The 22,213-nt window shown below is 34.4% G+C and carries 19 protein-coding genes; all 19 read right to left on the bottom strand.

The window, feature by feature from the left end; genetic code table 11:
- Nucleotides 1-6 precede the first annotated feature (6 nt).
- Nucleotides 7-1,221, bottom strand: a complete 1,215-nt coding sequence (locus MV052_RS08025; protein WP_297442912.1) for a type II secretion system F family protein — start codon at nt 1,219-1,221, stop codon at nt 7-9.
- A complete protein-coding gene (locus tag MV052_RS08020) occupies nt 1,218-1,736 on the bottom strand; it encodes a type II secretion system protein (protein WP_297442909.1) in 519 nt (172 codons plus the stop codon). Before MV052_RS08020 ends, MV052_RS08025 begins: the two co-directional genes overlap by 4 nt.
- A gap of 3 nt (nt 1,737-1,739) precedes the next feature.
- A complete protein-coding gene (gspG, locus tag MV052_RS08015) occupies nt 1,740-2,171 on the bottom strand; it encodes a type II secretion system major pseudopilin GspG (RefSeq protein WP_297442906.1) in 432 nt (143 codons plus the stop codon).
- A 107-nt stretch (nt 2,172-2,278) separates the two neighbouring features.
- Nucleotides 2,279-4,636, bottom strand: coding sequence for a flagellar protein (locus tag MV052_RS08010; RefSeq protein WP_297442903.1), 2,358 nt, complete (start codon nt 4,634-4,636; stop codon nt 2,279-2,281).
- A 35-nt stretch (nt 4,637-4,671) separates the two neighbouring features.
- Nucleotides 4,672-6,180, bottom strand: a complete 1,509-nt coding sequence (gene nuoN, locus MV052_RS08005) for an NADH-quinone oxidoreductase subunit NuoN (protein ID WP_297442901.1) — start codon at nt 6,178-6,180, stop codon at nt 4,672-4,674.
- Nucleotides 6,180-7,739, bottom strand: coding sequence for an NADH-quinone oxidoreductase subunit M (locus tag MV052_RS08000; RefSeq protein WP_297442897.1), 1,560 nt, complete (start codon nt 7,737-7,739; stop codon nt 6,180-6,182). Before MV052_RS08000 ends, nuoN begins: the two co-directional genes overlap by 1 nt.
- A 3-nt stretch (nt 7,740-7,742) precedes the next feature.
- Nucleotides 7,743-9,662, bottom strand: coding sequence for an NADH-quinone oxidoreductase subunit L (gene nuoL / locus MV052_RS07995; RefSeq protein WP_297442894.1), 1,920 nt, complete (start codon nt 9,660-9,662; stop codon nt 7,743-7,745).
- A 3-nt stretch (nt 9,663-9,665) separates the two neighbouring features.
- The gene (gene nuoK / locus MV052_RS07990; RefSeq protein WP_297442893.1) at nt 9,666-9,974 is read right to left on the bottom strand and encodes an NADH-quinone oxidoreductase subunit NuoK; all 309 of its coding nucleotides are present in this window, start codon (nt 9,972-9,974) and stop codon (nt 9,666-9,668) included.
- Nucleotides 9,971-10,537 carry an NADH-quinone oxidoreductase subunit J gene (locus MV052_RS07985; RefSeq protein ID WP_297442890.1) on the bottom strand — a complete coding sequence of 189 codons (567 nt, stop codon included), beginning with the start codon at nt 10,535-10,537 and terminating at the stop codon, nt 9,971-9,973. The genes nuoK and MV052_RS07985 overlap by 4 nt, the downstream gene beginning before the upstream one ends.
- 12 nt (nt 10,538-10,549) lie before the next feature.
- Entirely contained in the window at nt 10,550-11,167 is a 618-nt protein-coding gene (gene nuoI / locus MV052_RS07980) for an NADH-quinone oxidoreductase subunit NuoI (RefSeq protein WP_297442887.1), read from the bottom strand.
- 11 nt (nt 11,168-11,178) lie between these two features.
- The gene (gene nuoH, locus MV052_RS07975; RefSeq protein ID WP_297442884.1) at nt 11,179-12,168 is read right to left on the bottom strand and encodes an NADH-quinone oxidoreductase subunit NuoH; all 990 of its coding nucleotides are present in this window, start codon (nt 12,166-12,168) and stop codon (nt 11,179-11,181) included.
- 3 nt (nt 12,169-12,171) lie between these two features.
- Nucleotides 12,172-14,658, bottom strand: a complete 2,487-nt coding sequence (locus MV052_RS07970; protein WP_297442882.1) for an NADH-quinone oxidoreductase subunit G — start codon at nt 14,656-14,658, stop codon at nt 12,172-12,174.
- Complete coding sequence (locus MV052_RS07965) at nt 14,658-16,901, bottom strand: NADH-quinone oxidoreductase subunit G (protein ID WP_297442880.1); 2,244 nt, start codon at nt 16,899-16,901, stop codon at nt 14,658-14,660. The genes MV052_RS07970 and MV052_RS07965 overlap by 1 nt, the downstream gene beginning before the upstream one ends.
- Nucleotides 16,902-16,912: 11 nt before the next feature.
- Nucleotides 16,913-18,949, bottom strand: coding sequence for an FAD-dependent oxidoreductase (locus MV052_RS07960; RefSeq protein WP_297442877.1), 2,037 nt, complete (start codon nt 18,947-18,949; stop codon nt 16,913-16,915).
- Between the two features lie 9 nt (nt 18,950-18,958).
- On the bottom strand, nt 18,959-19,183 hold the full coding sequence (locus tag MV052_RS07955; RefSeq protein ID WP_152183356.1) for an NADH-ubiquinone oxidoreductase subunit E family protein: 225 nt from the start codon (nt 19,181-19,183) through the stop codon (nt 18,959-18,961).
- Nucleotides 19,183-20,424 (bottom strand): NADH dehydrogenase (quinone) subunit D, encoded by a 1,242-nt coding sequence (nuoD, locus tag MV052_RS07950; RefSeq protein WP_297442872.1) that lies wholly within the window; start codon nt 20,422-20,424, stop codon nt 19,183-19,185. Before nuoD ends, MV052_RS07955 begins: the two co-directional genes overlap by 1 nt.
- A gap of 13 nt (nt 20,425-20,437) precedes the next feature.
- Nucleotides 20,438-21,244, bottom strand: a complete 807-nt coding sequence (locus MV052_RS07945; RefSeq protein ID WP_297442869.1) for an NADH-quinone oxidoreductase subunit C — start codon at nt 21,242-21,244, stop codon at nt 20,438-20,440.
- A gap of 2 nt (nt 21,245-21,246) precedes the next feature.
- A complete protein-coding gene (locus MV052_RS07940) occupies nt 21,247-21,756 on the bottom strand; it encodes an NADH-quinone oxidoreductase subunit B (RefSeq protein ID WP_297442865.1) in 510 nt (169 codons plus the stop codon).
- Nucleotides 21,738-22,127, bottom strand: coding sequence for an NAD(P)H-quinone oxidoreductase subunit 3 (locus tag MV052_RS07935; protein WP_297442861.1), 390 nt, complete (start codon nt 22,125-22,127; stop codon nt 21,738-21,740). The genes MV052_RS07940 and MV052_RS07935 overlap by 19 nt, the downstream gene beginning before the upstream one ends.
- Between the last annotated feature and the right edge of the window lie 86 nt (nt 22,128-22,213).

Below are 22,213 nucleotides of genomic sequence, written 5' to 3'. Positions count from 1 at the left end.
TCATTACTAATGAATACTCATGGAAAAAATTGGTAAAAGCATTGCAGCTACAATAAAGCCGATACTTCCACCAACAAACAACATTAAAGATGGTTCTAGAAGTGTCAACAAAGTTGCTATTTTGTCCTTATTTTCTTCAAAATAGAGTTCTGATATGTTTGTAAGTACATTTTCAACTTCTGATGTCTCTTCACCCAAAGCAATAGACTGGATAAAGGCATAGTCTATTTTTGTATCTGCTTCATTCAAGGCTTTAGAGAGTAGTTTTCCTTCTACAACTTGCTTGGAAGCATCAACAAAAAGTTCTTTAAGCACAAGATTGTTTAGTACATTTGCACTCAAGTTTACTGTTTTAACAAAAGGCACACCAGAACGTGTAAGAAGTGAAGCAATGTAAGAAAATCTTGCAAGTTCACTTTTTTCTATTATGGTTCCAAAAAGTGGTAGTTTAAGTAAAAACTTATGTACAGCATATGCAAATTTGTGACTGCGTTTCATCAGTAACATAAATGTAGCAGTTCCTACAAATATGACAGCTAACATCGCTTTAAAGTGTGTATTGAAAAAGTCTCCCATCGAGATGACAACTATTGTCGGTGTTGGAAGTTTTTGATTCATACTCTCAAAGATACCTGTAATTTGAGGAACCACAAAAGTAAGCATAAAGGAGATCATTAATAGAGAAACTATAATCATAAAAGATGGATAAGCAAAAGCTGATTTAATCTCTTTGTTTATTTTATCTTGTTCTTTTAAAAAGCGTGAAAGTTCTAAAAGAACTTCATCTAAAACCCCACCATTTTCACTTACTTTGATAGACTGCTTAAAAAATGGTGGTAAAACAACAACATTCTGCTCTTCCAAAGCGGAGTAAAAATCTTTTCCTTCATCAAGATAGGTACTTATTGTCGTTAAAAAAAGCTTTATTTTTTTGTTTTTATCATAATGTGACTGAATAACCCTCAGTGCAGCAACTATAGTTATACCTGAGCGAATATACATTGCAAGTTCACGAGAAAGTACAGAGAGTTCTTGTGGAGATATCTTATACTTTCTACTGAAATCTATACTATCAAATAGGGAAGGAGTATCTTCTGTAATACTTTTGTAGAGAATCTTTTTAGATTTTAATTTACTTTTTGCTTCAGCTAAGGACTGTGCTTCTATCTTGTCATTGACTTTTTTGCCCTCAGCATTTATCCCTTTAAACTTGTATATCATTGTAGAACTTCATTTGCCAACTCTTCTTTGGCTTCTTGTGCTTCTTGCACTGATTTGTAGACTTTTAATGGTTCAAAATAGTTTGACATGTCATAATATCTATTTTTAAATTCTATTAACACTTGTTCACCTACTCCACTTTTATCTACACCATACAAAAAACAGACATTTTCTTCAATACCATCTTTGTTAAAAAAAACTTCTTCTTTCTTTTGCACATATCCATATGATTGCTCATACCTATACACTTTCACACTCTCATCTAGTAAGCCATCTATGCTCTGCGTTTTATTTCCATCCACATAAACATCACAACTTGAGCAATCATCTAAACATATTAGCTTTGCTTCATGCTGTGGTTTTTGTGCAAGAAGATACTCTTTTAAGTTATCTAAACGCAGTGAATGTGTATCTTGACTTAATTGAGAGAAGTTACTTATAGCAAGTGTATAAATAACACCCATGATTACAATAACTATGAGTAACTCTATCAAGGTAAAAGCATTTTTTGCCAATATCTATTTACACTCACTCATCTTAATATCTGCACTTTCATCTTTACCGCCTTCTTTTCTATCAGCACCTAAAGAGATAAGTTCAACATGTCCTTCATCATTAATATATATAAATGGACTGCCCCAAGAATCTTTTGGAAGTTTATTATCTTTAAAGTACCCACTTGTAGCATAGTTTGGATATTTATCAGGATCTGGATTTTTAACAAGTGCTTCAAGCCCTTCACTCGTTGAAGGATATACGCTATTGTTTATTTTAAACATATCTAGGGCACCATCATAAATACTTTTCATCTGTACACATACAAGGTTGCGCTTCGCTTCTTCACCTTTTCCTGTAAGACTTGGCATAACCATTGCAGCCAAAAGACCAAGAATCACGATAACAATCATTAGTTCAATTAAAGTGAAACCTCTTCTCATATTTCTTTGCATAAAACTACCTTTGCTTATTTGATTACTTATTATAGTAAAAAAAAATTACATTTAAGATACAAAGCCTAAAAATTACACTTATAAGTATGAAATATCACATTAATCTGTTAATAATTAAGCGCAGTAGTAGCTAGTTTTGCCCATGGAGAATTTTTATCTGCTTGTATTGCAGATTGATAAGCAACTTTTGCCTCATCATCTCTCCATAACTTTGCAAGAACGGTACCAAGTAGATATTTTTGTCTCGCTCTTTGCTCTGGGTTTAGTTTTATTTTATTGAGGGATGAAATCACATCAAGTGCTTTGTTGTACTCTTTTTTGTTCATATATGCCCCATAAAGTGCAAACTCTACAAATGGACTCTGTGCATACGAGTTCGACTCTTTTTGTATTTGTAGTACTTTATTTGCATATTTTATAAGCATATTATCATCATGCATTTCATCTGCTAATGTTATCATCGCTACATATCTATCAATATCTTTATAGTCGAGTCCAAATATCTCTTCTATTTTCATCATCACTTTAAGCATTTTGTCTTTTTTCTCAACTCTTTTATATGTATCAAAAAGTATACGATAGACTTCTTTATAAGGTGATGTTTTTGGATTATCTATCAATGCTATCAAATCTTTAGAAGCATCTACAAGTTCAGTATAATTTCCCGTTGCAAAATCTACTTTTATATATCGATACAGCCATTTCATTCTCTCTTGAATATCTTTTGACTTAACATTTTTCATAGCAATCTTTTTAGAGAGTTGAAAATCACCACCTTGCATAGCACAGCTATATATGCCATCATCCCAGCTGTCTGAGAGTGTTATATTATGCTCATTAGATATGACCAATACCTGCGCACAATTTTTCTCTTGCAAAGCAAGTTTCATCATTCCTATAGCCGCATTATGTACAATATTCTCTACTTCAGGATAGATACCTTCATCTAGTCGTTCAAGCTGATTTTGCATCTCTAGCACTTGCGTATATTTTTTATTTGCAAGAAGAAGCTTTGCTTTTTCATAGAGTGCTCTTTCTCCAATTGTATCATCCCCATACTCTTGTATAAGTTTATCCAACTCTTGCATTTTTTCGCTAACATTTAAATCTTCAATATCAAAAAACAGTTCATCTTTGGTCGTTTGCACTACGTCAATATAATCACCATCTGGAAATTTTTTCATATACTCATTCAATGCAGCCAGTGCTTCTTCTTTTTTATCTGTTTTTGCCAACCATATTGCTTTATTTTTTAATAACTCTTCATATTCATCATACGTTGCATCTATATGCATTAAAATAGCGTCTGCAATAGCAGATGCCACTTCATAATAACCTGCATCAGCAAAGCTTTCCATCATCTTTTTAGAGACAGGTAAATCTTCCATAAAAAAGTCAGGTTTCGCTTTGACAATTTTCATAGCATACTGGGCAGCTTTTTTTGTAGACTTTCCAAGATATAGATTGACTAATTTAAACGCAGCAGTAGCAGCAACTTCCAAATCATTTGTCTGTTGCAATGCTTTTTGATAGTATTTTATAGCTTCACTTGTCCCACCAGATTCTTCAAGCATTTCACCTTTATAAATATATCCCCATTGCGCATAAACGCTTTCACTATGCTCACTAAAAAGTCTATCAAAGAAATAATCTGCATCAGTATTGAGCGACATTTTTGTATATGCTCTTGCAAGTAAAGAGAGAACTTCTGCTACATTATCACTCGAAGAGTATTCACGTAAAAATGTTTTTGCACTACTTAAGACATTTTCCCATTCTTTTAATTTATCAAATACTTTTATTTTGTAGTAGAGTAGTTCATCTTTAAAAAGAGTATTTGGATAGTATTTCAGTATATCTTCAATAGATTCTAAACAAAAGTCATATCTTTTTTCTTTATAGAATTTTTTTACTTTCAAATAGTCTTTAACATCTTCAACTTTTTTTATGTGAACAGGATTGCCTTTTAGGTCTAAACTTCCAACATAAGGCAATTTACTCTTGTCTAAAAAAAATGGAAAATCAATGGCTATCTCAGAAGTTTTTTTTTCTTCTTTCAAAAGAGGGACTTTACTTTTATATCCCAAAATAGTCCATCTCTTTGATACCCTAGCATTGACACTAAAAAATGTATCATCTTTTGTCAAATCAAAAATATCAGCTATAAGCTTTATCTTATGTACAGGTTGTATGATAAGAAAAAATATATCTTTTTTTCTTGTTGTGTTCACTTTAAAAAAATCATTTTGTAAATATTTTAAATTTTGAGATGGTTTTTTAGAAAATGCACAAATCACTTTTGTTACAACATTAAAATCATTTTTTATTGTTTGGCAAGTAAATGATGTAGGGTTTTTCAGTGTAAGTACTGAGTATTTTGTAAAGTCATCTTTTGCACTATCTATCGAAATTTCAAGTGCAAAAGAGTTTAGAGTAAAGAGAGTAAAGAGTATCCATTTTAACAAATTCCCTCTCCCCTCATAATTAGTTATTAAAACTATTAATATCCACTGTTATATACAAAAGCTGTAATAAACTCTAAGAGTGGATTTATAGCTACAAAAGCAAATATAGTTCCTATTGCTGCAATTCCAATAATAGTTTTTAATGCTAAGGTTGCATTTGCAACATACATATGCCCATCATTACCCATGACAGGTTCTTTCATAAACATATACACTATAAGTTTTAAGTAGTAGTAGCCTGCTATAGCAGAGTTAAGAGCCATGATCAATGCTAAGACTGTATACCCACTCGTCACAGCCGAACTAATAAGGTACAATTTACCCCAAAAGAGTGCAAATGGTGGTAAACCAGCAAGACTTAACATAAAAAGACCCATAATCAATGCGGCAACCGGCGCAGTTTTAATCATACCTGCAAATTTGTCATAAGAGTGATCTGACATCTGGTGCGCTGGCAAATTCTTTTGACGAGAAATCCAAAGCATTGAAAATGATCCAAGGTTTGTAAATGTAAAAAGTACCCAGTATAAGAATAAAGCACTATTTGCTTGTGTAGTACCTATCAAAATTGCTGCCATAACAAAACCAGCATGAGAAATTGACGAATAAGCAAGCATACGCTTTACATCTGTTTGTACTAAAGCCCACATATTTGAAGCAGTCATAGTAAGCACAACAAAAGCATAAAGTACAACTTCTAACCAAACGATACCACTATGCACTAAAAATTCAAAAAATCTCATAGCAACAATGAAAGCTGCTATTTTAGGCACAATTGACATATAACCAGCCATAGATGCAGATGAACCTTCATAAATATCTGGAGCCCACGTATGAAAAGGAATCAAAGAAAGTTTAAACGCAAATGCCCCAAGCATAAAAGCAACACCAACAAGGACATATCCTATATCTGCATAGCCATTTGCTGCTAAAACTAAAGCAATTTTATTAATTTCAACAGAACCTGTCAATGCATAAAACACCATAGCACCAAAACTAAAGAAGCCTGCTGCTAATGCGCCCATTGTAAAGTATTTTACTGCTGCTTCAAATGATTTGTCACGATTGTGCATAGCAATCAATGTATATAAAGCTAAAGACGAAGTCTCAAGACCGACAAATATAAGAATAATATTGTCCGTTGCAACCATAAACTGAAAACCTGAAATCATAAATAAGAAAAGAGCATAAAACTCAGGATATGAAAACTCATGAAAACGTTTATGTGTTAATGACAAAGGAATAAATAGCATTGATGCAAGTACAATAATAAACTGTGCTAAAATTGCTAAACCATCAATGAGCATTACATCAAACATACCTAAAACAGTACCATTTTGTGCAAATATACCTGCAGAATCAACTACACTAAAAAAGTCCATCGCCAAGAACAATAAGCTTAACACTACATAAAGAGACTTATGAAGTCCCCCTTTGATAACATCAAGGACTAAGATTAATAATGCACCAACAACTGGAATAAGCATTGGAGTAAGAGTCAATACATTTAAAGACTCCATTGAAATATTGATAGGTGCTAACATTAGCGTACCTCCTCTATAGTAGTCTCTTGTATAACAATCTCTTTTACCTTAACCAAATCAGGAATTCTTTCTTGCCCTAATTCTGTTATAGATTTATTATGCATAAGTTGAATAATAGATTTTACAGAGTTGTTTATCGGATCTAGTACTGGTTTTGGATAGACACCAAGCCAGATTGCCACAATAACAAGTGGAACTAAAGCAAATAATTCTTTTTTATTAACATCAGGTAAATTTTCATTTTTTTCATTTGTAACTTCACCAAAAAATACTTTTTTATACGCTGCAAGCATATAAATAGCACCAACAATAATACCAATTCCCGCTAGAAGTGTTAGGATGTGTGATTGTTGATAAAATCCAAGTAAAGATAAAAACTCTCCAACAAAGTTAATTGTTAATGGCATTCCAACCGAAGCCATCATCATAATAGCGAAGATAGTTGCATATTTAGGCATAACATGAGCTAGTCCACCAAATTCACTCATCATTTTTGTGTGACGTCTATCATAGATAACACCTACAAGCAAAAAGAGCGCACCGGCTACAACACCGTGACCAAGCATTAGAAAAATTGAACCAGTTACACCTTCAACATTCAATGCAAAAGTTCCTAAGATAATTATCCCCATGTGAGAGATAGATGAATATGCAATTACTTGTTTAATATCTTTTTGCGCATAAGCAACCATAGCAGTATATATAACCATGATAATCGCTAAAATTGCAATTGGAATCATAAAAAATGCAGATGCATCAGGAAATAATGGTAATGAAAATCTCACAAAAGCATATGTTCCCATCTTAAGTAAGATAGCAGCTAGGATTACAGAACCAATCGTTGGAGCTTGTCCATGTGCATACGGTAACCATGTATGAAATGGAAACATTGGCACCTTAATAGCAAATCCAATAAAGAATGCTGCAAATAACCAAAGCTGTAAATTTTCAGGTAAAACAAGTCTATACCAGTCAAGAAGTCCAAAGCTCCAAACACCTGTCGCTTGATAGTAAAAATAAGCCATAAAAAGCATACCTACTAGCATTACTAGAGAACCTGTAAATGTATATAAGAAAAACTTGATTGAAGCATAAATTCGTAATGGACCACCCCATGCACCAATGATATAAACCATAGGTACAAGAGAAAGTTCCCAAAATACATAAAATACAATTGCATCAAGTGCAGCAAAGACACCTACCATTGTCATTTGTAAAAATAACAAGGTAATAATCATATATTTTACATTTGCAGTATCAGTTAATGAACCAATACCAAGAAGAGTAAAAAATGCTGCTAAAACTATAATAAATAAAGAGATACCATCAACACCTAGAGTGTAATTAATTCCAAATGATGGAACTAATGGCAAACTTTCCATAAACTGCATACCAGATACACTTCCATCAAATGCGTACCATAACCACAAAGAGAGTGCAAATTCAATAGCAGCTACAGAGACACCATATGCACGCATCCCATCCTTTTGAATCATAAATCCAAATACACCTGCAAGTGCAGGAAAGAATATTAATATCGATAAAATATGATCTAACATCTACTAAACTCCTAGGGCTGATAAGATAGATAATATCTCATCAGAATATCTTGCTGCAAGTCCAAAAACTACAGCCAATGACAATAAACCAACTAAACCGGCTACCATCCATTTTAGCATAGTAGATAAGTTACCACTTTGCATATCTCTTGTTTTTTCACCAGTTCCATATATAATACCAGCGATACCATCAACTGTTGCATCCACAATTTTCATATCAACTTTCGTCCAGAATACCTCTGACATTTCTTTATATGATTTTACAATGTATTCTTCATAAAAATATGGGATGTAGTATTGGTTATATAATAATTTATAAACAAATGAGTTTTCAATTGCACTTGTTCCATCTGGAACACTGCTCCATGATGCATATTTTTTATATGCATAAAGAATAGCTAAAGCAACAAATACTTGTGTACCAACCAACATAATCAACAATGTAGTATGTGAATGTATATGATACTCATGGGCATTTAAAATTTCCTCAACCATTTCAAAGAATGGTACTTGAAATACCCCGGCAATCATAGCAAGAATCAATAATGGACTCATAGCTATAAGCATAAATCTATACGCTTCATGTGGATGAATACCAAATATTTTATATCTCTCTTCACCATGAAAGATTAAAGCAACAAGTCTAAATGAATAAAACGCTGTTAAACCTGCAGTAAAAAGAAGTACACCATAAATAACAAAGTGATGTTCTGCAAACGCAGCTTCTAAGATAGTATCTTTTGAAAAGAAACCTGCAAATGGAAAGATACCCGCTAATGCTAAAGAAGCAATAGTCATCATAATCCAAGTCCATCTCATTACTTTTTTCAATCCACCCATTTTAAATGGATCTAACTCATCATGCATAGCATGCATTACATTACCTGCACCTAAGAATAGTAATGCCTTGAAAAATGCGTGTGCCATAAGGTGAAACAATGCTACCCAATAAGCACCTAAACCTGCAGCAGCAAACATATAACCTAACTGTGAAAGCGTAGAGTACGCAATGATTCTTTTCATATCACGGTTAACAAGTGCCATTGATGCTGCGAATAAAGCAACAAAAGCACCAAGACTAGCGATAAAGAGACCAACGTTTGGAATTAAATCATAAAGCTCACCAGAACGTACCACAAGATACACCCCTGCAGTAACCATTGTTGCCGCGTGAATCAATGCAGATACCGGAGTAGGACCTTCCATCGCATCAGCAAGCCATGTATGTAATGGAAACTGTGCTGATTTACCCATAGCACCGATAAATAAAAATATACCAATCCAAGTTAATGTAGCTGTATCAAGAGTACTAAACGCAGCAAAAGCACCATCATATTGTAATGTACCAGTATTCCAATATACTAAGAAAATACCAATAAGCATACCAAGGTCAGCTATACGGTTCATAATGAAAGCTTCATTAGCTGCCCAAGTTGCGACCTCTTTATGAAACCAAAAACCAATAAGACCCCATGAACATAAACCAACACCTTCCCATCCTATAAATAGTCCAGCATAGTTATCACTCATTACAAGTACCATCATTGAAAATACAAATGCTGACAACCAAGAGAAAAATCTATTGAATCCCTTATCGTGATCCATGTAACCTATAGAGTATATATGCACGATAGTTGAAACCAAAGTAACAACCATCATCATAGTAACTGATACTTGATCAACTATAAATCCAAAAGGAATATATAAATGCCCTGTTGCCATCCATGTCATCATTTCAACATGTACAGGTTCACCACCATCTAAAATATACATTAGAAGTACAAAACTACTTACTAAAGAACTAAAGATTAATAAACTTGCAACTATACCTGTGAACATCTTCTTTGGTGTTGCAGTAAATAGTGCTGAGAACAAAGAACTGACAAGCGGAGCAAATAATGCTATATATAAATATTTTTCCATTCTTTATCCTTTCATCGAACTTAATGAATCTAAATCAATAGAACCATGACGTTTGAACCACACAATAAGAAGCCCAAGACCAACTGCAACTTCAGAAGCGGCAATAGCAATGACAAAAAATGCAAACATTTGCCCTGTTAAATCACCATAATAGTGTGAGATAGCAGCAAATGCTACATTTACAGAGTTTAGTAATATTTCTGTCGCAAAAAATAGCAAAAGAAGATTTTTTCTACGCATAACACCTACTAAACCAATAGCAAATAAAATAGTAGATAAAACTAAATAATGGTTTAAACCAATTTCCATCATGAAAGCACCTTTTTATTTTTTTCTTTTTCAAGATCTTCATCATTCATAAGCGTGATTGAAAGGTCCATTTTTTTACCGGCAAGTACAATTCCAGCTACCATTGCAACAAGCAACATAATCGCAGCAACTTCAAAGGGAACTAAATACTTCGTAAATAAAACTAAACCAACTTCTTGAGTGTTACCAACACCTTCTATAGCTGGGTAAAGTGCCACTATATTTTCAGAAACCATAGGTGTAGCAAAAATCACTACAACTAAAATAGCTGCTAAAGTTGAAAGCCCTATAATAATATATTTATTCCCCTGCTTCTCTTTCACTTCACGAGTTGTATCAAAAAACATCATACCAAAAGCATAAAGAGCCATAACAGCACCTGTATATACGATTATCTGAACCGCACCTAAAAAATCAGCACCCAAAATAAAGAAAAATGCTGATATAAAAATCATTCCTGCTGCTAAGGCAGTTAATGCATATAATGCTTGTGATGTAGTCACTGTAATGAAAAACATCGTAATAGTCAAAAATGCAAACAAGTAAAACGCTATCGCTTCAAACATAGTCTAAACTCCTTAATATGCTAGAGGTGTTTTTTTAACACGCTCGTCTTCATGTGGTGTAATAGCACCGAAACCTTCAAACTCTTTTTGAGCTTTAGCCTTCATGGTATCTATAGGTGTAAGCATATATTCGTAATCTACAAAGTGTTCTCTTTGTTCTGAAGCTTGCTCATACTCTCCACCATGTGTAATTGCCAACTCTGGGCAAACCTCTGCACAATAACCACAAAAAATACAACGACCTAAGTTAATTGTATATTCTGTTACTTCTTTACGAGAGTTTTCATCAATTTTAGTATCCATACGAATACAATCTGAAATACAAATCTTTTCACATAAACCACAACCGATACATCTCTCAGCATCAGATTCCCAAAGTCGTTTCATCTCATGCACTGCACGATAACGAGGACCTATAGGCATTTTTTCTTCAGGATATTGTACTGTGTGAATATCAAACTTAATCATCTCACGAAGTACAACCCAAAGACCAACAAATAGCTCACCCTTAAAACTTCTTCTAACTACACGCTTAAACTTACCCCAACCATCAGTAGGATAATCTTCAATATCAACTAAAAAGTAGCCATTATCAGCTACATTTCTATCATTAAATGCTTCCATTTTCATTCATTATCCCCTTAAAACATCATCACTAAACCAGTGATTACAACATTAATCACGGCTAATGGCATTAAAACTTTCCAACACAACCACATAAGTTGATCTGGTCTCACATCTGGCCAAGCTGCTCTAGTCCACAAAAAGAAGAAAAAGAAAAATGCGACTTTACCTAATAATCCAAGTGCCCCAAAAATAGTTCCATCACCAAATCCACCTAAAAAGATAAGTGGTATTACAAAAGAGATAAAAAACATATTTGCATATTCACCAATGAAGAATAGACCCCATCTCATACCAGAATACTCAGTACCAAAACCATCAATAATTTCATGATCATTCGCTATCAAGTGAAAAGGAGTACGTCCTGTTTCAGCAAACGCAGCAATCCAAAACAATATAAATGCAAGAGGTTGTGACCATATTATCCAGTCACTGATACCACCTGCTTGATATTCATTAAAATCAATAAGTGACAATGAACCAACCATCATAATTGGAGCTAAAATAGACAAACCACTTACAACTTCATATGATATAAATACTGCTGCTGTACGAGCAGCTGAAAGTAGTGCAAATTTATTCGCAGATGCCATACCTCCAAGTAATGGTCCATACAAACCAACTGCCATTACACCTAAAATATATAATATACCAATATTTAAATCTGCAACAATAGGATGAACTGTATATCCAAACACTGTAAATTCTGGAAAGAATGGAATTGCAGCAGCTGCCATAAACGCAGTAGCTGCTGTAATTACAGGAGCTATTTTAAATATAAGAGCTACTACATTTGTAGGGATGATATCCTCTTTTGTAAAAAGCTTTACACCATCTGCTGCAACTTGCAATAGTCCATATGGTCCAACATACATCGGCCCCAAACGACGTTGCATAAATGCAAGCACTTTACGCTCGAAATATGTACCAATACCTGCTAACGCAGAAAATATAAGTAAGATTACAACGACTTTGATTATCGTCTCAATTAAATATGCTGTATCCATATATTACACCTTTTGTATCGAAGCAGAATTAAAGCGATATGCCTCAAATAATGCTTCTGAGTTTAGTTTTTTGTCAAATGTTGGTAAAACTACAATATCACCTGTAATTTTATTATCACTTACTACATTTGCAGTAAGCTCACCATTTGTAGTTTTTACTTTTACAGTATCACCCTCATTAAAGTCTGATTTAGATAAGAACTCTTCACTCATATAAATACCACTTACTTCATCAAGGTTGCTTGTTTTGTTTGTAAACTCTGTAAATTGTCTTACAGGATTAGCTAGATAAATTATACTACCTTCAAGCTTATCTTCACTGAATTTATCAACACTTTCATCATCACTTACATCAACTGCTACATTTTCTAACACATATCCGCGAACTTCTGTTCCATCATTTTCGTAATGATTTGGTAAATTATCAAATTCTTCTGATTTGAATCCAACAGATATTGGCAGTTCAACAGTATAATCTATAACATTTTCAGCTTCAAGACCAAGTGCATTTGCAATATCATTAAGTTCATAACCATTATAAACTACAGCAGCATTTGTTGGGTTTACACGTTTATTTATAGATGTTAATGTTCCTTCTTGCTGATTTATAGCTGGCATATCTAAATCACCATCTCCTAAACCAGAAAGCACATAATCTCCATCTGTATTATAAGCTACAGTATATGCACCTTTTTCATCATCAAGTTCACATAGAAGTGCCACTCCAAGAGAGTTAGTAAGCGTTGGGATCATTGTTACAGAAAAAGCAGAGTATTTTTCAACCAAAGCCACTAAACGTGCAATATTTTTAGCATTTGGATGTGTATATAAATCAGGACCTACCATCAATTCAAAAGTAGTCTTTTTCTTTAGATTCTTCTCTAATACTTCCATAAATTTAGCATCAGCACTAAGAATTTCTAAGAGTTTGTTGTCATCTACTTCAACATCTTTAGCTACTTTTTTAGAAACCATCTTCGATTTTTCAACTTCAATCTCTTCTTCTTCGCCAGTTTCTTCATTCACTTTAACTTCTTGAACGATTTCAATCACTTTTTCTTTTACTGTCTCTTGGATAGTAATCGTTTTTTGAGAATGAAACGAAGCTAAATATTCTACTATAGTTGATGGTAATTTTGTTTTATCCCCAAAGAGGTCTAAGATAAGGTACAGCGCTACTTCTTCTTGCAATGGAGCATGATTTACTGTCATTATAGACTTACCTAAACCTTCAATGATAGGATCTTTAAGTGGATGGAAATATAATCCAGCACCTTTATTTACCGTCATTGAATTATTAAGCGCATATCTTGCATTAGGATTGTCCGTTTTTAAAGCAGATCCAATTGAAACTACAAAATTAGAATTATGTACTTTTTCCAAATCACTACTATAAAGTTTTGTACCACTTATCTCACTATAATTAGCTAAAAACGTTTGAAAAGCTTTTGCTTCATTATTCACAAGTTTATAACCAAATTTTTCTTTCATTTTTTGAAGTAAATAAGCTTCTTCATTTGTAATAGTTGAAGTAAACGCAATAGTGTCAGCTTTCTTGAATGCCTCAATTGCTTTTTCAAACGCAGCTTCATCTTTTGTCGCAGTAGCATTTTGATAGTCAAACCCATAACGACCAGCACCACAAAGTGAAACATAGTTCCATTCGTTCATAACACGGTATATCTTATCTTCAGGATTATCTATACTTGCATGCTTTATATCATATGTGATTTGACAACCTGCAGAACAATGTCCACAAGTTGCTGGAACTTGTTTAAGCTCCCATGCATTAGACTTGTACATAAACTGTGTATCAACAAGCGCACCAACTGGACAAACAGCAGCACATTCACCACAAGAAGTACAATCAAGTACATCAGTTCCATTTGTAAGACCAATGACTGACTTGTTTAGTTTATTCCACATGGCATATGCATCTTTAGGCATTTCTGCTTTATAATCAGCATTTAAAGGGTCAGCACCACGTGCTATAGTTTTGAGTGAATTATCACCAATCATATCTTTACAAGCAGTAACACAACGCTCACAAACTATACAAAGACCCGGATCATAATGTAAATGACCCCAGTCATGAGAGCTTCTATCTACATCTTTTACAGAATAGCTTTGTGAATCTACACCTATCTCAAGTGTATAGTTTTGTAGCTCACACTCGCCTGATTGATCACAAACACCACATTGTAGAGGATGGTTTACATCATATACTTCCATTATTGCACGACGTTCTTTTTCGATTGTCTCAGTGGAAGTTGTAATGTTCATACCATCTTTAGCTTTTGCATTACATGCATAGACTTGTTTTCCATCTGCTTCTACAAGACAAATTCTACAAGCTAGTGTGGGGCTACATCTTGTCAAATAACATATTGCAGGAATAAAAATATCATTAGCACGAGCTGCATTTAGTATATATGCACCCTCTTGCGTTTGAATCTCTTTACCATCAATATTTATAGTAATCTTACTCATTATATTACTCTCACTATTTTGGATTTTTGAAATCTATATAAACTTGACTCTTGACCTATATCAAAAACAGGGTTGAGTGCCACTGTTCCTTTAAGCTCATCATCTAGTTTAAATTTTCTTTTAATTGTTCTGTTTTGAGAAATTATTTCTATCTCGTCACCATCATTTATTTTTGCTGCAGCAGCAAACTGTGCTGAACCTCTTAATACTGTATCTTTTTCAAGTTGTTTTGTTTTATTAGTAAATTTATTGAATTGTAAAACAGGGTTACAATTATATACAACCGTACCATTAAACTCTGGCAAATCTGCGACAGGTTCAATCACCGCCTCAACTACACAAGAGACTTCATCTAAAAGATACCCTCTTATATCATCCCCATGTGGTGAGTAGAAATTCTCTAGCGAATCAAAAGCAATATTTTTAAAGCCTTTATCACTTGGTAACTCACTCGTATATTCAACTGTGTACTCTTTATCTATGTCAAAAGCCTTTGCTAAATCATTAAGAAGATAACCATCAAATGCTAGGGCTACATTCAGCGGTAACACTTTGTTATCAACATTAACGATTGTTCCTTCAACTTGATTCAGTGCTGGCATAGCTAAATCTGCTTCTTCTAATGAAGAGAGTACAAAGTCACCATCTGCATTATATCCAACAACATTTTCTGTCTCCTCATCAACATCTAGTTCACAGATAAGTGATACACCAGCAGTGTTAACTTCATTTGGAACAATCAATAAAGAAAAATTTGTATATTTTTCAATTAAAGCTGCTAGTTTTGCAATATTTTTTGCACGGGCATGTGCAAACAAATCACTACCAAGAACTAATACATGATTTTGAGTTCTACTAAATGATTTACTCATTTGCTTGATTTCATCATCGCCTACATTACTCTCAGCTTCAAGATAACCTAAATCTAACTCTTCTAAAAATGCTTTTGCATCTTCATCAATATCAGCATTTTTAAGTAACTCATTTGCTAAGAGAGCTATTACACCCTCTTCAGTTCCTACTTCATATTTGATGAATTGTGTAGCAGTATTTTTCATCAACGCATCTTCTAAAGGATGTGCATAAATTACTTTTGCGCCATTATGCTGAGAAGCCGTTCTGATTGCATATCTAACCATAGGATTATCTGTTGCTATTCTTGTTCCGATAATTACCACTGCATCTGCTTGTTTTATTGCATCCATTGAAGCACTATGATGCAACTTTCCACTTACAGAACTATATGCTTTCATAAAGTCAGCATACAAACGTGCATCTTCGTTATAAAGTTTAATTCCGAGCTTCTCTTTTAACTTTTGCAAAATCAGTACTTCTTCATTCGTTATTATTGAAGTAAAACGAATAGCATTTGCATTTTTTAAAGCTTCTAAAGCCCCTTCAAACGCAGTAGCATCTTTTTTTGCTCGATTTTCAAAATCAAAACCAAATCGTCCTGCTCCACAAAGTGAATTGTATTCAAAATTATTTTTCACTCTGTAGATGTTGTCTTCACCATTTATACCAAAATGACGAGTTTCATACTCTAATGAACATCCCGCAGAACAGTGTGCACAAGTTGATGGAACACGGGATAATTCCCATGCATTCGCAGTGTATTTAAAATCACTGCTCACAAGTGCTCCAACAGGACAAACTGCGATACATTCGCCACAGTATGTACAGTCAAGTGTTTGGGAATTTTTTGGAATAATTACAGAAGAGTAACCACCAAACTTAACATCGATGGCATCATCACCAATAACTTCATTACAAACATGAACACATTTTTCACACATAATACATAATGCAGGATCATAATTTATCAACCCCCAATCTTCTACTTTTCGTAGTTGATCTTTCGCTGAAAAATTTTGATTTCCTACATTAAATTCTAATGTCATATTTTGCAAATCACACTCGCCTGACTTATCACAAACTCCACATTCTAATGGATGATTGACATCATAAAGTTTCATGATATTGGTTCTTTCGACTTCAAGCTTATCTGAATTTATTTTTACTTCTATGCCCTCAGTAGGTGGTGTGTTACAAGAAAGTATAAAACCATCAACACCTTCTACTTCAACAGAACAGATACGACAAGACGCACAAGGCGTTGTCTTGGAGATATAACACATAGTAGGTATGTAAAGATCATTTTTTCTAGCAACTTGAAGGATTGTTTCACCTTTTTTTGCTTGAACATCTTTACCGTCAATTTTAAAATTAATAATTTTACTCATTCACGACCTCCTTATGCCTGTACCATTGCTATATAGTAACAACGCATACATCTATCTGCCTCTGCTAAGGCCTGATCTTGAGTAAATCCTAGATTCACTTCAGCATTATTATGTTTACGTATTTCGGCGTCAAGTACAGAAGAGTGCTCACGAGGAAGACCTGGCAACCAACCAGTTACTTTTTCTTTCTTATCATAAACTTTAAGTTTACTCAAATGATCTTCCATTATCTCATCATCAGTTAAAGTTATTTCACCTGTTTGCACATAGCGTGACATAACAGAAGCTGCACGTTTTGCTTGACCTACTGCGTTTACAATTGTCATTGGACCATATTCACAATCACCAGAAGCAAAAATACCTTTGCGTGATGTCATATAATCTTTACCATTTGTTTTGATAGTAGCCCATGAAGTCATCTCTATATCCCACTCTTCTGGAAGTAAGTCCAGATCAGCAGATTGAGAAACAGCTGGAATAAGATAATCAGCCTCTATCGTATATGATGCACCTTCAATTTTAACAAGTTGTGCACGACCACCATCAGGATCAGGTACAAGTTCAAATTTATCAACTAACAACTCAGTCAATATATCATCATCATTTGTTGTAATATTATTCACAGCAGAATGGAAAAGAAACTCAACACCCTCTTCTACTGCTTCATGATACTCTTCATAAGTTGTATTACGAATAATAGTTTTTTCATCACGACGATAAATCATATAAACTTTTTTCGCATTTGCACGAATAGAACAACGCACAACGTCCATTGAAGTAAATCCACCACCGACACAAACAACAGTTTTACCTGTCAAGTCAACATAATCAGTCGTGAGTAGGTTTTCTTCTTGTTCTTCTTTTGAAATTGTGTATCCATATTTTTCATAAAGATTTACTTTATCAAGGAAATCAATAGCTCCCCAATAGCCCTTTATCTCTGGTCTTTCATTTTCACAACGAACTTTTTTAGAAATTCTTGTTCCAACGGCTACCATAGTTGCGTCATACTCTTTCTCAAATCTTCTCATATCATCTGCAGAGATACGACTATTAGTGATAAAATTCACACCCATATCTCTAACACATTCGATATCTTGATTGTATTTATCAACTGGCATACGATACTCTGGAACACCAACTGCAACTTCACCACCAAGGACAGGAAGCTCTTCATATACATCTACATCAATACCTTCAGCTGCAAGATAGTAAGCAGTAGTAAGTCCTGCAGGTCCTGCACCTATAACCGCTACTTTTTTATCAATTGATGGTTTTTTCTCCATTGGATGAAAAAAGTTGTATTCGTGATTTGCTTCCCAGTCTGCACCAAGACGTTTGAGTGCCATAATTGAGATAGGCTCATCAAGATTTGTTCTACGGCAAGCATCTTCACATGGATGCGGACAGACACGACCACAAGTATGTGCTAGTGGCATCGTCTGACGCGTAGCTTCTAATGAATCATCAAAACGTAAATCTCTAACACCTTCTATATATCCAGGAATATCAACATGTGCAGGACAAGCATCCGTACATGGTGCCGTAATCTTAGCAATATAACCGATAGCATCATCATAATGTTTTGATTTTTTCTTTTCATTTATACACTCTAAAAATGTATCTTCAAAGTGATTCATCAAGTCAAGTATAGGATTTGGAACTGTTTTTCCTATCTCGCACTTAGAAGTAATCTGCATGCTTTTACCAATCTCTTTCAAATGGTCTAAATCAGCTATTTCACCTTCACCACGAGCAATTTTATCAAGTTGATCATATAAAATACGACCACCCCATCTACCAGGAGCACATCTTCCACATGCTTCTGAATAGACTTGATACTGTGCAGCATATTCCATAGCTAAACGGATAACATCCACATCCTCATTAAACAATGAAACACCATCCCAGCCTATGAAAGCCTTTGAGTCACGATGATCATCATACTGTGCTGGCAAATTATATGCTGACTCTTCCCACTCTTCTTTTGGTTTACCTATATTATTAACAAGCTCACCATTCCAAGTAGAAAAATATACTTTACTCACAGCAAATCCCTATTTTTTGACAACGATAGTCCAATCGACTTCGTTGAATTTCAGTGAGTTATAAAGTTCGTACCCACACTCTTTTACTAAATCAGCACTTCTTTGGATTGGAGTAAAATCCCCTATCTCAAAAAGAAATATCAAAGTTTCTGTCGGCTTGTGTTTTTCCTCTAAAATCTCTTTCATACGAGGTTCAAAATTGTCTTTTAAATGTCTTAAATCATATCGTTTCATTATCTGTCAACCTCACCGAATACAATATTTGTAGTACCTATAATTGATACAACATCTGGAATATAGTGGCCTGGTAAAAGGTCAGTTAAAATCCCTGTATGCCAAAAAGATGGCGCACGAAGTTTTAGTCTATATGGATATGGCCCACCTTGTGAGTTAATGTAGAATCCAAGTTCACCTTTTGGTGATTCAGTTGGAATATACACTTCCCCTACTGGTGGTCTCATACCTTGTGTAACAAGAACAAAATGCTGCATCAAAGAGTAATTTTGTGTCATGATGTCAATCTTTGGAGCAGAAATATATTTAGGTGCATGTGCCATTAAGTCAGTTTGACCATCTTTTTCACATTTTTCATACATCTCTATACATTGATAAAGAATCTTAGCAGACTCTCTCATCTCTTCCATATAAATACGGTATCTTGCAAAGTTATCACCTTTATCTGAAAAAGGTACATTAAACTCTACTTCATCATACAACTCATATGGCTCTTCTTTACGAATATCCCAAGCCACACCTGAAGCACGAAGCATTGGACCAGTACAACCCCATGAAAGTGCCATCTCGGTAGAGATCGTTCCTACCTCTTCCATTCTCATTAACCAAATACGATTAGAGTCAAGTAAATCTTCATAATCTTTGATATTTTGAGGCAGTTTATTTAAAAATACTCTTAATTGATGTAAAAAACTGTCTTGTAAATCAAGAGGTACTCCACCAATACGAATAGCTGCATGCGTTAAACGTGCACCACAATACCCCTCAATAATATCCATAAGATATTCTCTTTCACGGAAAGCAAAAAGGAAAACTGTCATTGCTCCAATATCAAGCGCTGTTGTCGCAAGCCAAAAGAGGTGAGACATTAGACGATTTATCTCTAAAAGGAGCATACGTATAACTTTTGCACGACGAGGAACTTCTAAACCAATGAGCTTTTCAACTGCAAGAGCAAAACCATAATTGTTTGAAGATGATGCAATGTAATCCATACGGTCAGTCGTTGGCATAAACTCATTATATATCATGTTCTCAGCCATTTTTTCCATACCACGATGCAAATAACCAACATCAGGATGCGCTTTTACAATTTGTTCTTGTTGTAAATGCAACATCAAACGCAGTTGACCATGTGCAGATGGATGTTGAGGACCAAAGTTCAGTACCAACTCATTATCATCTCTATCAAATGTTATATTTTCAAAAAACGGTGTTAATCTGTTTTTTACTTGTGCCATATCTTAAACCACCTTATCTTTGAGGATCATCAATAATTACTGATGACTCTTTATCAAGTTTTTTGACGAGGAATACTCCACCTTCTTCTTGGTATGATTGCGTAACTGCTGGTTCATCACCGGTAATTTTAGTCCCCTTAGGCACTTCATGTCCAAGACGTGCAAAACGCTCTGAATCATATCTATCAACTTTTGCAGGATCACGAAGTTCAGGTCCTATAATGTCACGTGCTTCTTTTCCATAGATTTTATCTACTTCATACCATGCAGCAAACTCATCACCTTCAAGTGGATACGTTTTTAAAAGAGGATTTCCTTGCCAATCATAAGGCATAAGAATTCTTTTCATAAATGGATGATTATTTGCTTCAATACCAAACATATCGAACATTTCACGTTCACTCCAGTCAGCACTTCTGAAAAGTTTTTCTACAGAATCAACAGCTTCTCCATTTTGTATAAAGTATTTTATACGAATACGTTTACGTTTTGTCATTGAAAGCATTTGGTAAAAAATTTCAAATGTATTGTCTTTTGCTAGCCAGTCAATAGCTGACATTTCTGAGAGTTGTGTATATGACAACTCATCTCTCATGAGCTCAAGCACTCCGTAAATATCATGTGCATTGATATACACAACCATTTGTTCTACTTGTATATATGCTTCTTTGACTTCAAACTTTTCTTTTATAGCAGCTAAATCGCTTGCAAAAACTTCATCTTCTTCCACAGAACTCTTTGGCATTTGTGGTGCTACATAAAATCTATCTGTATAGTAAGCTTTTGCTTGTACATCGTCTTTAGGTTTATACGCTCTCATAATTACATTAACCTTTTAGCTTTTTGTGCATTTCCTGCTTTATTAGCACGGATTTTCTTTTGTAGTAACATTACACCATACTGAAGTGTTTCAGGACGTGGTGCACAACCTGGAAGATATAAATCTACTGGGATAATTCTATCAACACCTTGAACAGTTGCATATGTATTGAACATACCACCTGTATTTGCGCATGAACCCATAGATATAACCCATCTAGGTTCAGTCATTTGATCATACAAACGTTTGATAAACTCAGAGTGTTTTTTCGTAAGTGTTCCTGCAACTATCATTACATCAGATTGACGTGGTGAAGCTCTAAAGATTGTCCCAAAACGGTCAAAGTCATATCTTGAAGCACCTGCAGCCATCATCTCAATACCACAACATGCAAGACCATATGTCATTGCCCAAAGTGAATTTGAACGTCCCCAGTTTACAATCTTATCTACACTTGTTAGTGCTATAGGTAATCCACCATCTTGTGTATAGTTTACTTTATGTTGTGCCATTCCAGCGCTCCTTTTTTCCATGCATATACAAAACCAATTGCTAACAATAATATAAACATTATCATCTCAACAAAACCAAACCAGCCTAGAACTTTAAAATCAACAGCCCAAGGAAACATAAAAACAATTTCTACATCAAAAAGTAAAAATAAAAGCGCAAACAGGTAAAACTGTGGAGACACTCTGTTGGGTTGTTTTGTGATTTCAGGTCCACACTCGTAAACTGAAAGTTTAATTTTTTCACTATCTTTAGCTGCCAGTGCACGACTCGCCAATCTCGCTACTACAGTTGTAGTAATAAATGCACCAAATGTTATAACAAAAAGTACAAATACCCCAAAATACGGATTTGCAGTACTAATATGCTCCATATAACCTACCTTTTAAATCAAAGAATACATCCCAAATAAATATATTCTTTTTTTATATTTGTCTTCTGGCTATTGTAGCCTAAGAA

The organism is Sulfurimonas sp. (genome assembly GCF_026988655.1).
Classification (GTDB): Bacteria; Campylobacterota; Campylobacteria; order Campylobacterales; family Sulfurimonadaceae; genus Sulfurimonas.
The sequence above is the reverse complement of the archived record's forward strand: the minus strand, read 5'-3'. Positions and strand labels throughout refer to the sequence as shown.

Excerpts from the sequence above, each read along its gene's own strand:
- nuoD (WP_297442872.1), bottom strand. The coding sequence starts at position 20,424 with ATGGCACAAGTAAAAAACAGATTAACACCGTTTTTTGAAAATATAACA.
- MV052_RS07945 (WP_297442869.1), bottom strand. The coding sequence starts at position 21,244 with ATGAGAGCGTATAAACCTAAAGACGATGTACAAGCAAAAGCTTACTAT.
- MV052_RS07985 (WP_297442890.1), bottom strand. The coding sequence starts at position 10,537 with ATGTTTGAAGCGATAGCGTTTTACTTGTTTGCATTTTTGACTATTACG.
- MV052_RS07970 (WP_297442882.1), bottom strand. The coding sequence starts at position 14,658 with ATGAGTAAGATTACTATAAATATTGATGGTAAAGAGATTCAAACGCAA.
- MV052_RS07940 (WP_297442865.1), bottom strand. The coding sequence starts at position 21,756 with ATGGCACAACATAAAGTAAACTATACACAAGATGGTGGATTACCTATA.
- gspG (WP_297442906.1), bottom strand. The coding sequence starts at position 2,171 with ATGCAAAGAAATATGAGAAGAGGTTTCACTTTAATTGAACTAATGATT.
- MV052_RS07955 (WP_152183356.1), bottom strand. The coding sequence starts at position 19,183 with ATGAAACGATATGATTTAAGACATTTAAAAGACAATTTTGAACCTCGT.
- MV052_RS07965 (WP_297442880.1), bottom strand. The coding sequence starts at position 16,901 with ATGAGTAAAATTATTAATTTTAAAATTGACGGTAAAGATGTTCAAGCA.
- MV052_RS08025 (WP_297442912.1), bottom strand. The coding sequence starts at position 1,221 with ATGATATACAAGTTTAAAGGGATAAATGCTGAGGGCAAAAAAGTCAAT.
- nuoK (WP_297442893.1), bottom strand. The coding sequence starts at position 9,974 with ATGATGGAAATTGGTTTAAACCATTATTTAGTTTTATCTACTATTTTA.
- nuoL (WP_297442894.1), bottom strand. The coding sequence starts at position 9,662 with ATGGAAAAATATTTATATATAGCATTATTTGCTCCGCTTGTCAGTTCT.
- nuoN (WP_297442901.1), bottom strand. The coding sequence starts at position 6,180 with ATGTTAGCACCTATCAATATTTCAATGGAGTCTTTAAATGTATTGACT.
- nuoI (WP_297442887.1), bottom strand. The coding sequence starts at position 11,167 with ATGAAAATGGAAGCATTTAATGATAGAAATGTAGCTGATAATGGCTAC.
- nuoH (WP_297442884.1), bottom strand. The coding sequence starts at position 12,168 with ATGGATACAGCATATTTAATTGAGACGATAATCAAAGTCGTTGTAATC.
- MV052_RS08000 (WP_297442897.1), bottom strand. The coding sequence starts at position 7,739 with ATGTTAGATCATATTTTATCGATATTAATATTCTTTCCTGCACTTGCA.
- MV052_RS07935 (WP_297442861.1), bottom strand. The coding sequence starts at position 22,127 with ATGGAGCATATTAGTACTGCAAATCCGTATTTTGGGGTATTTGTACTT.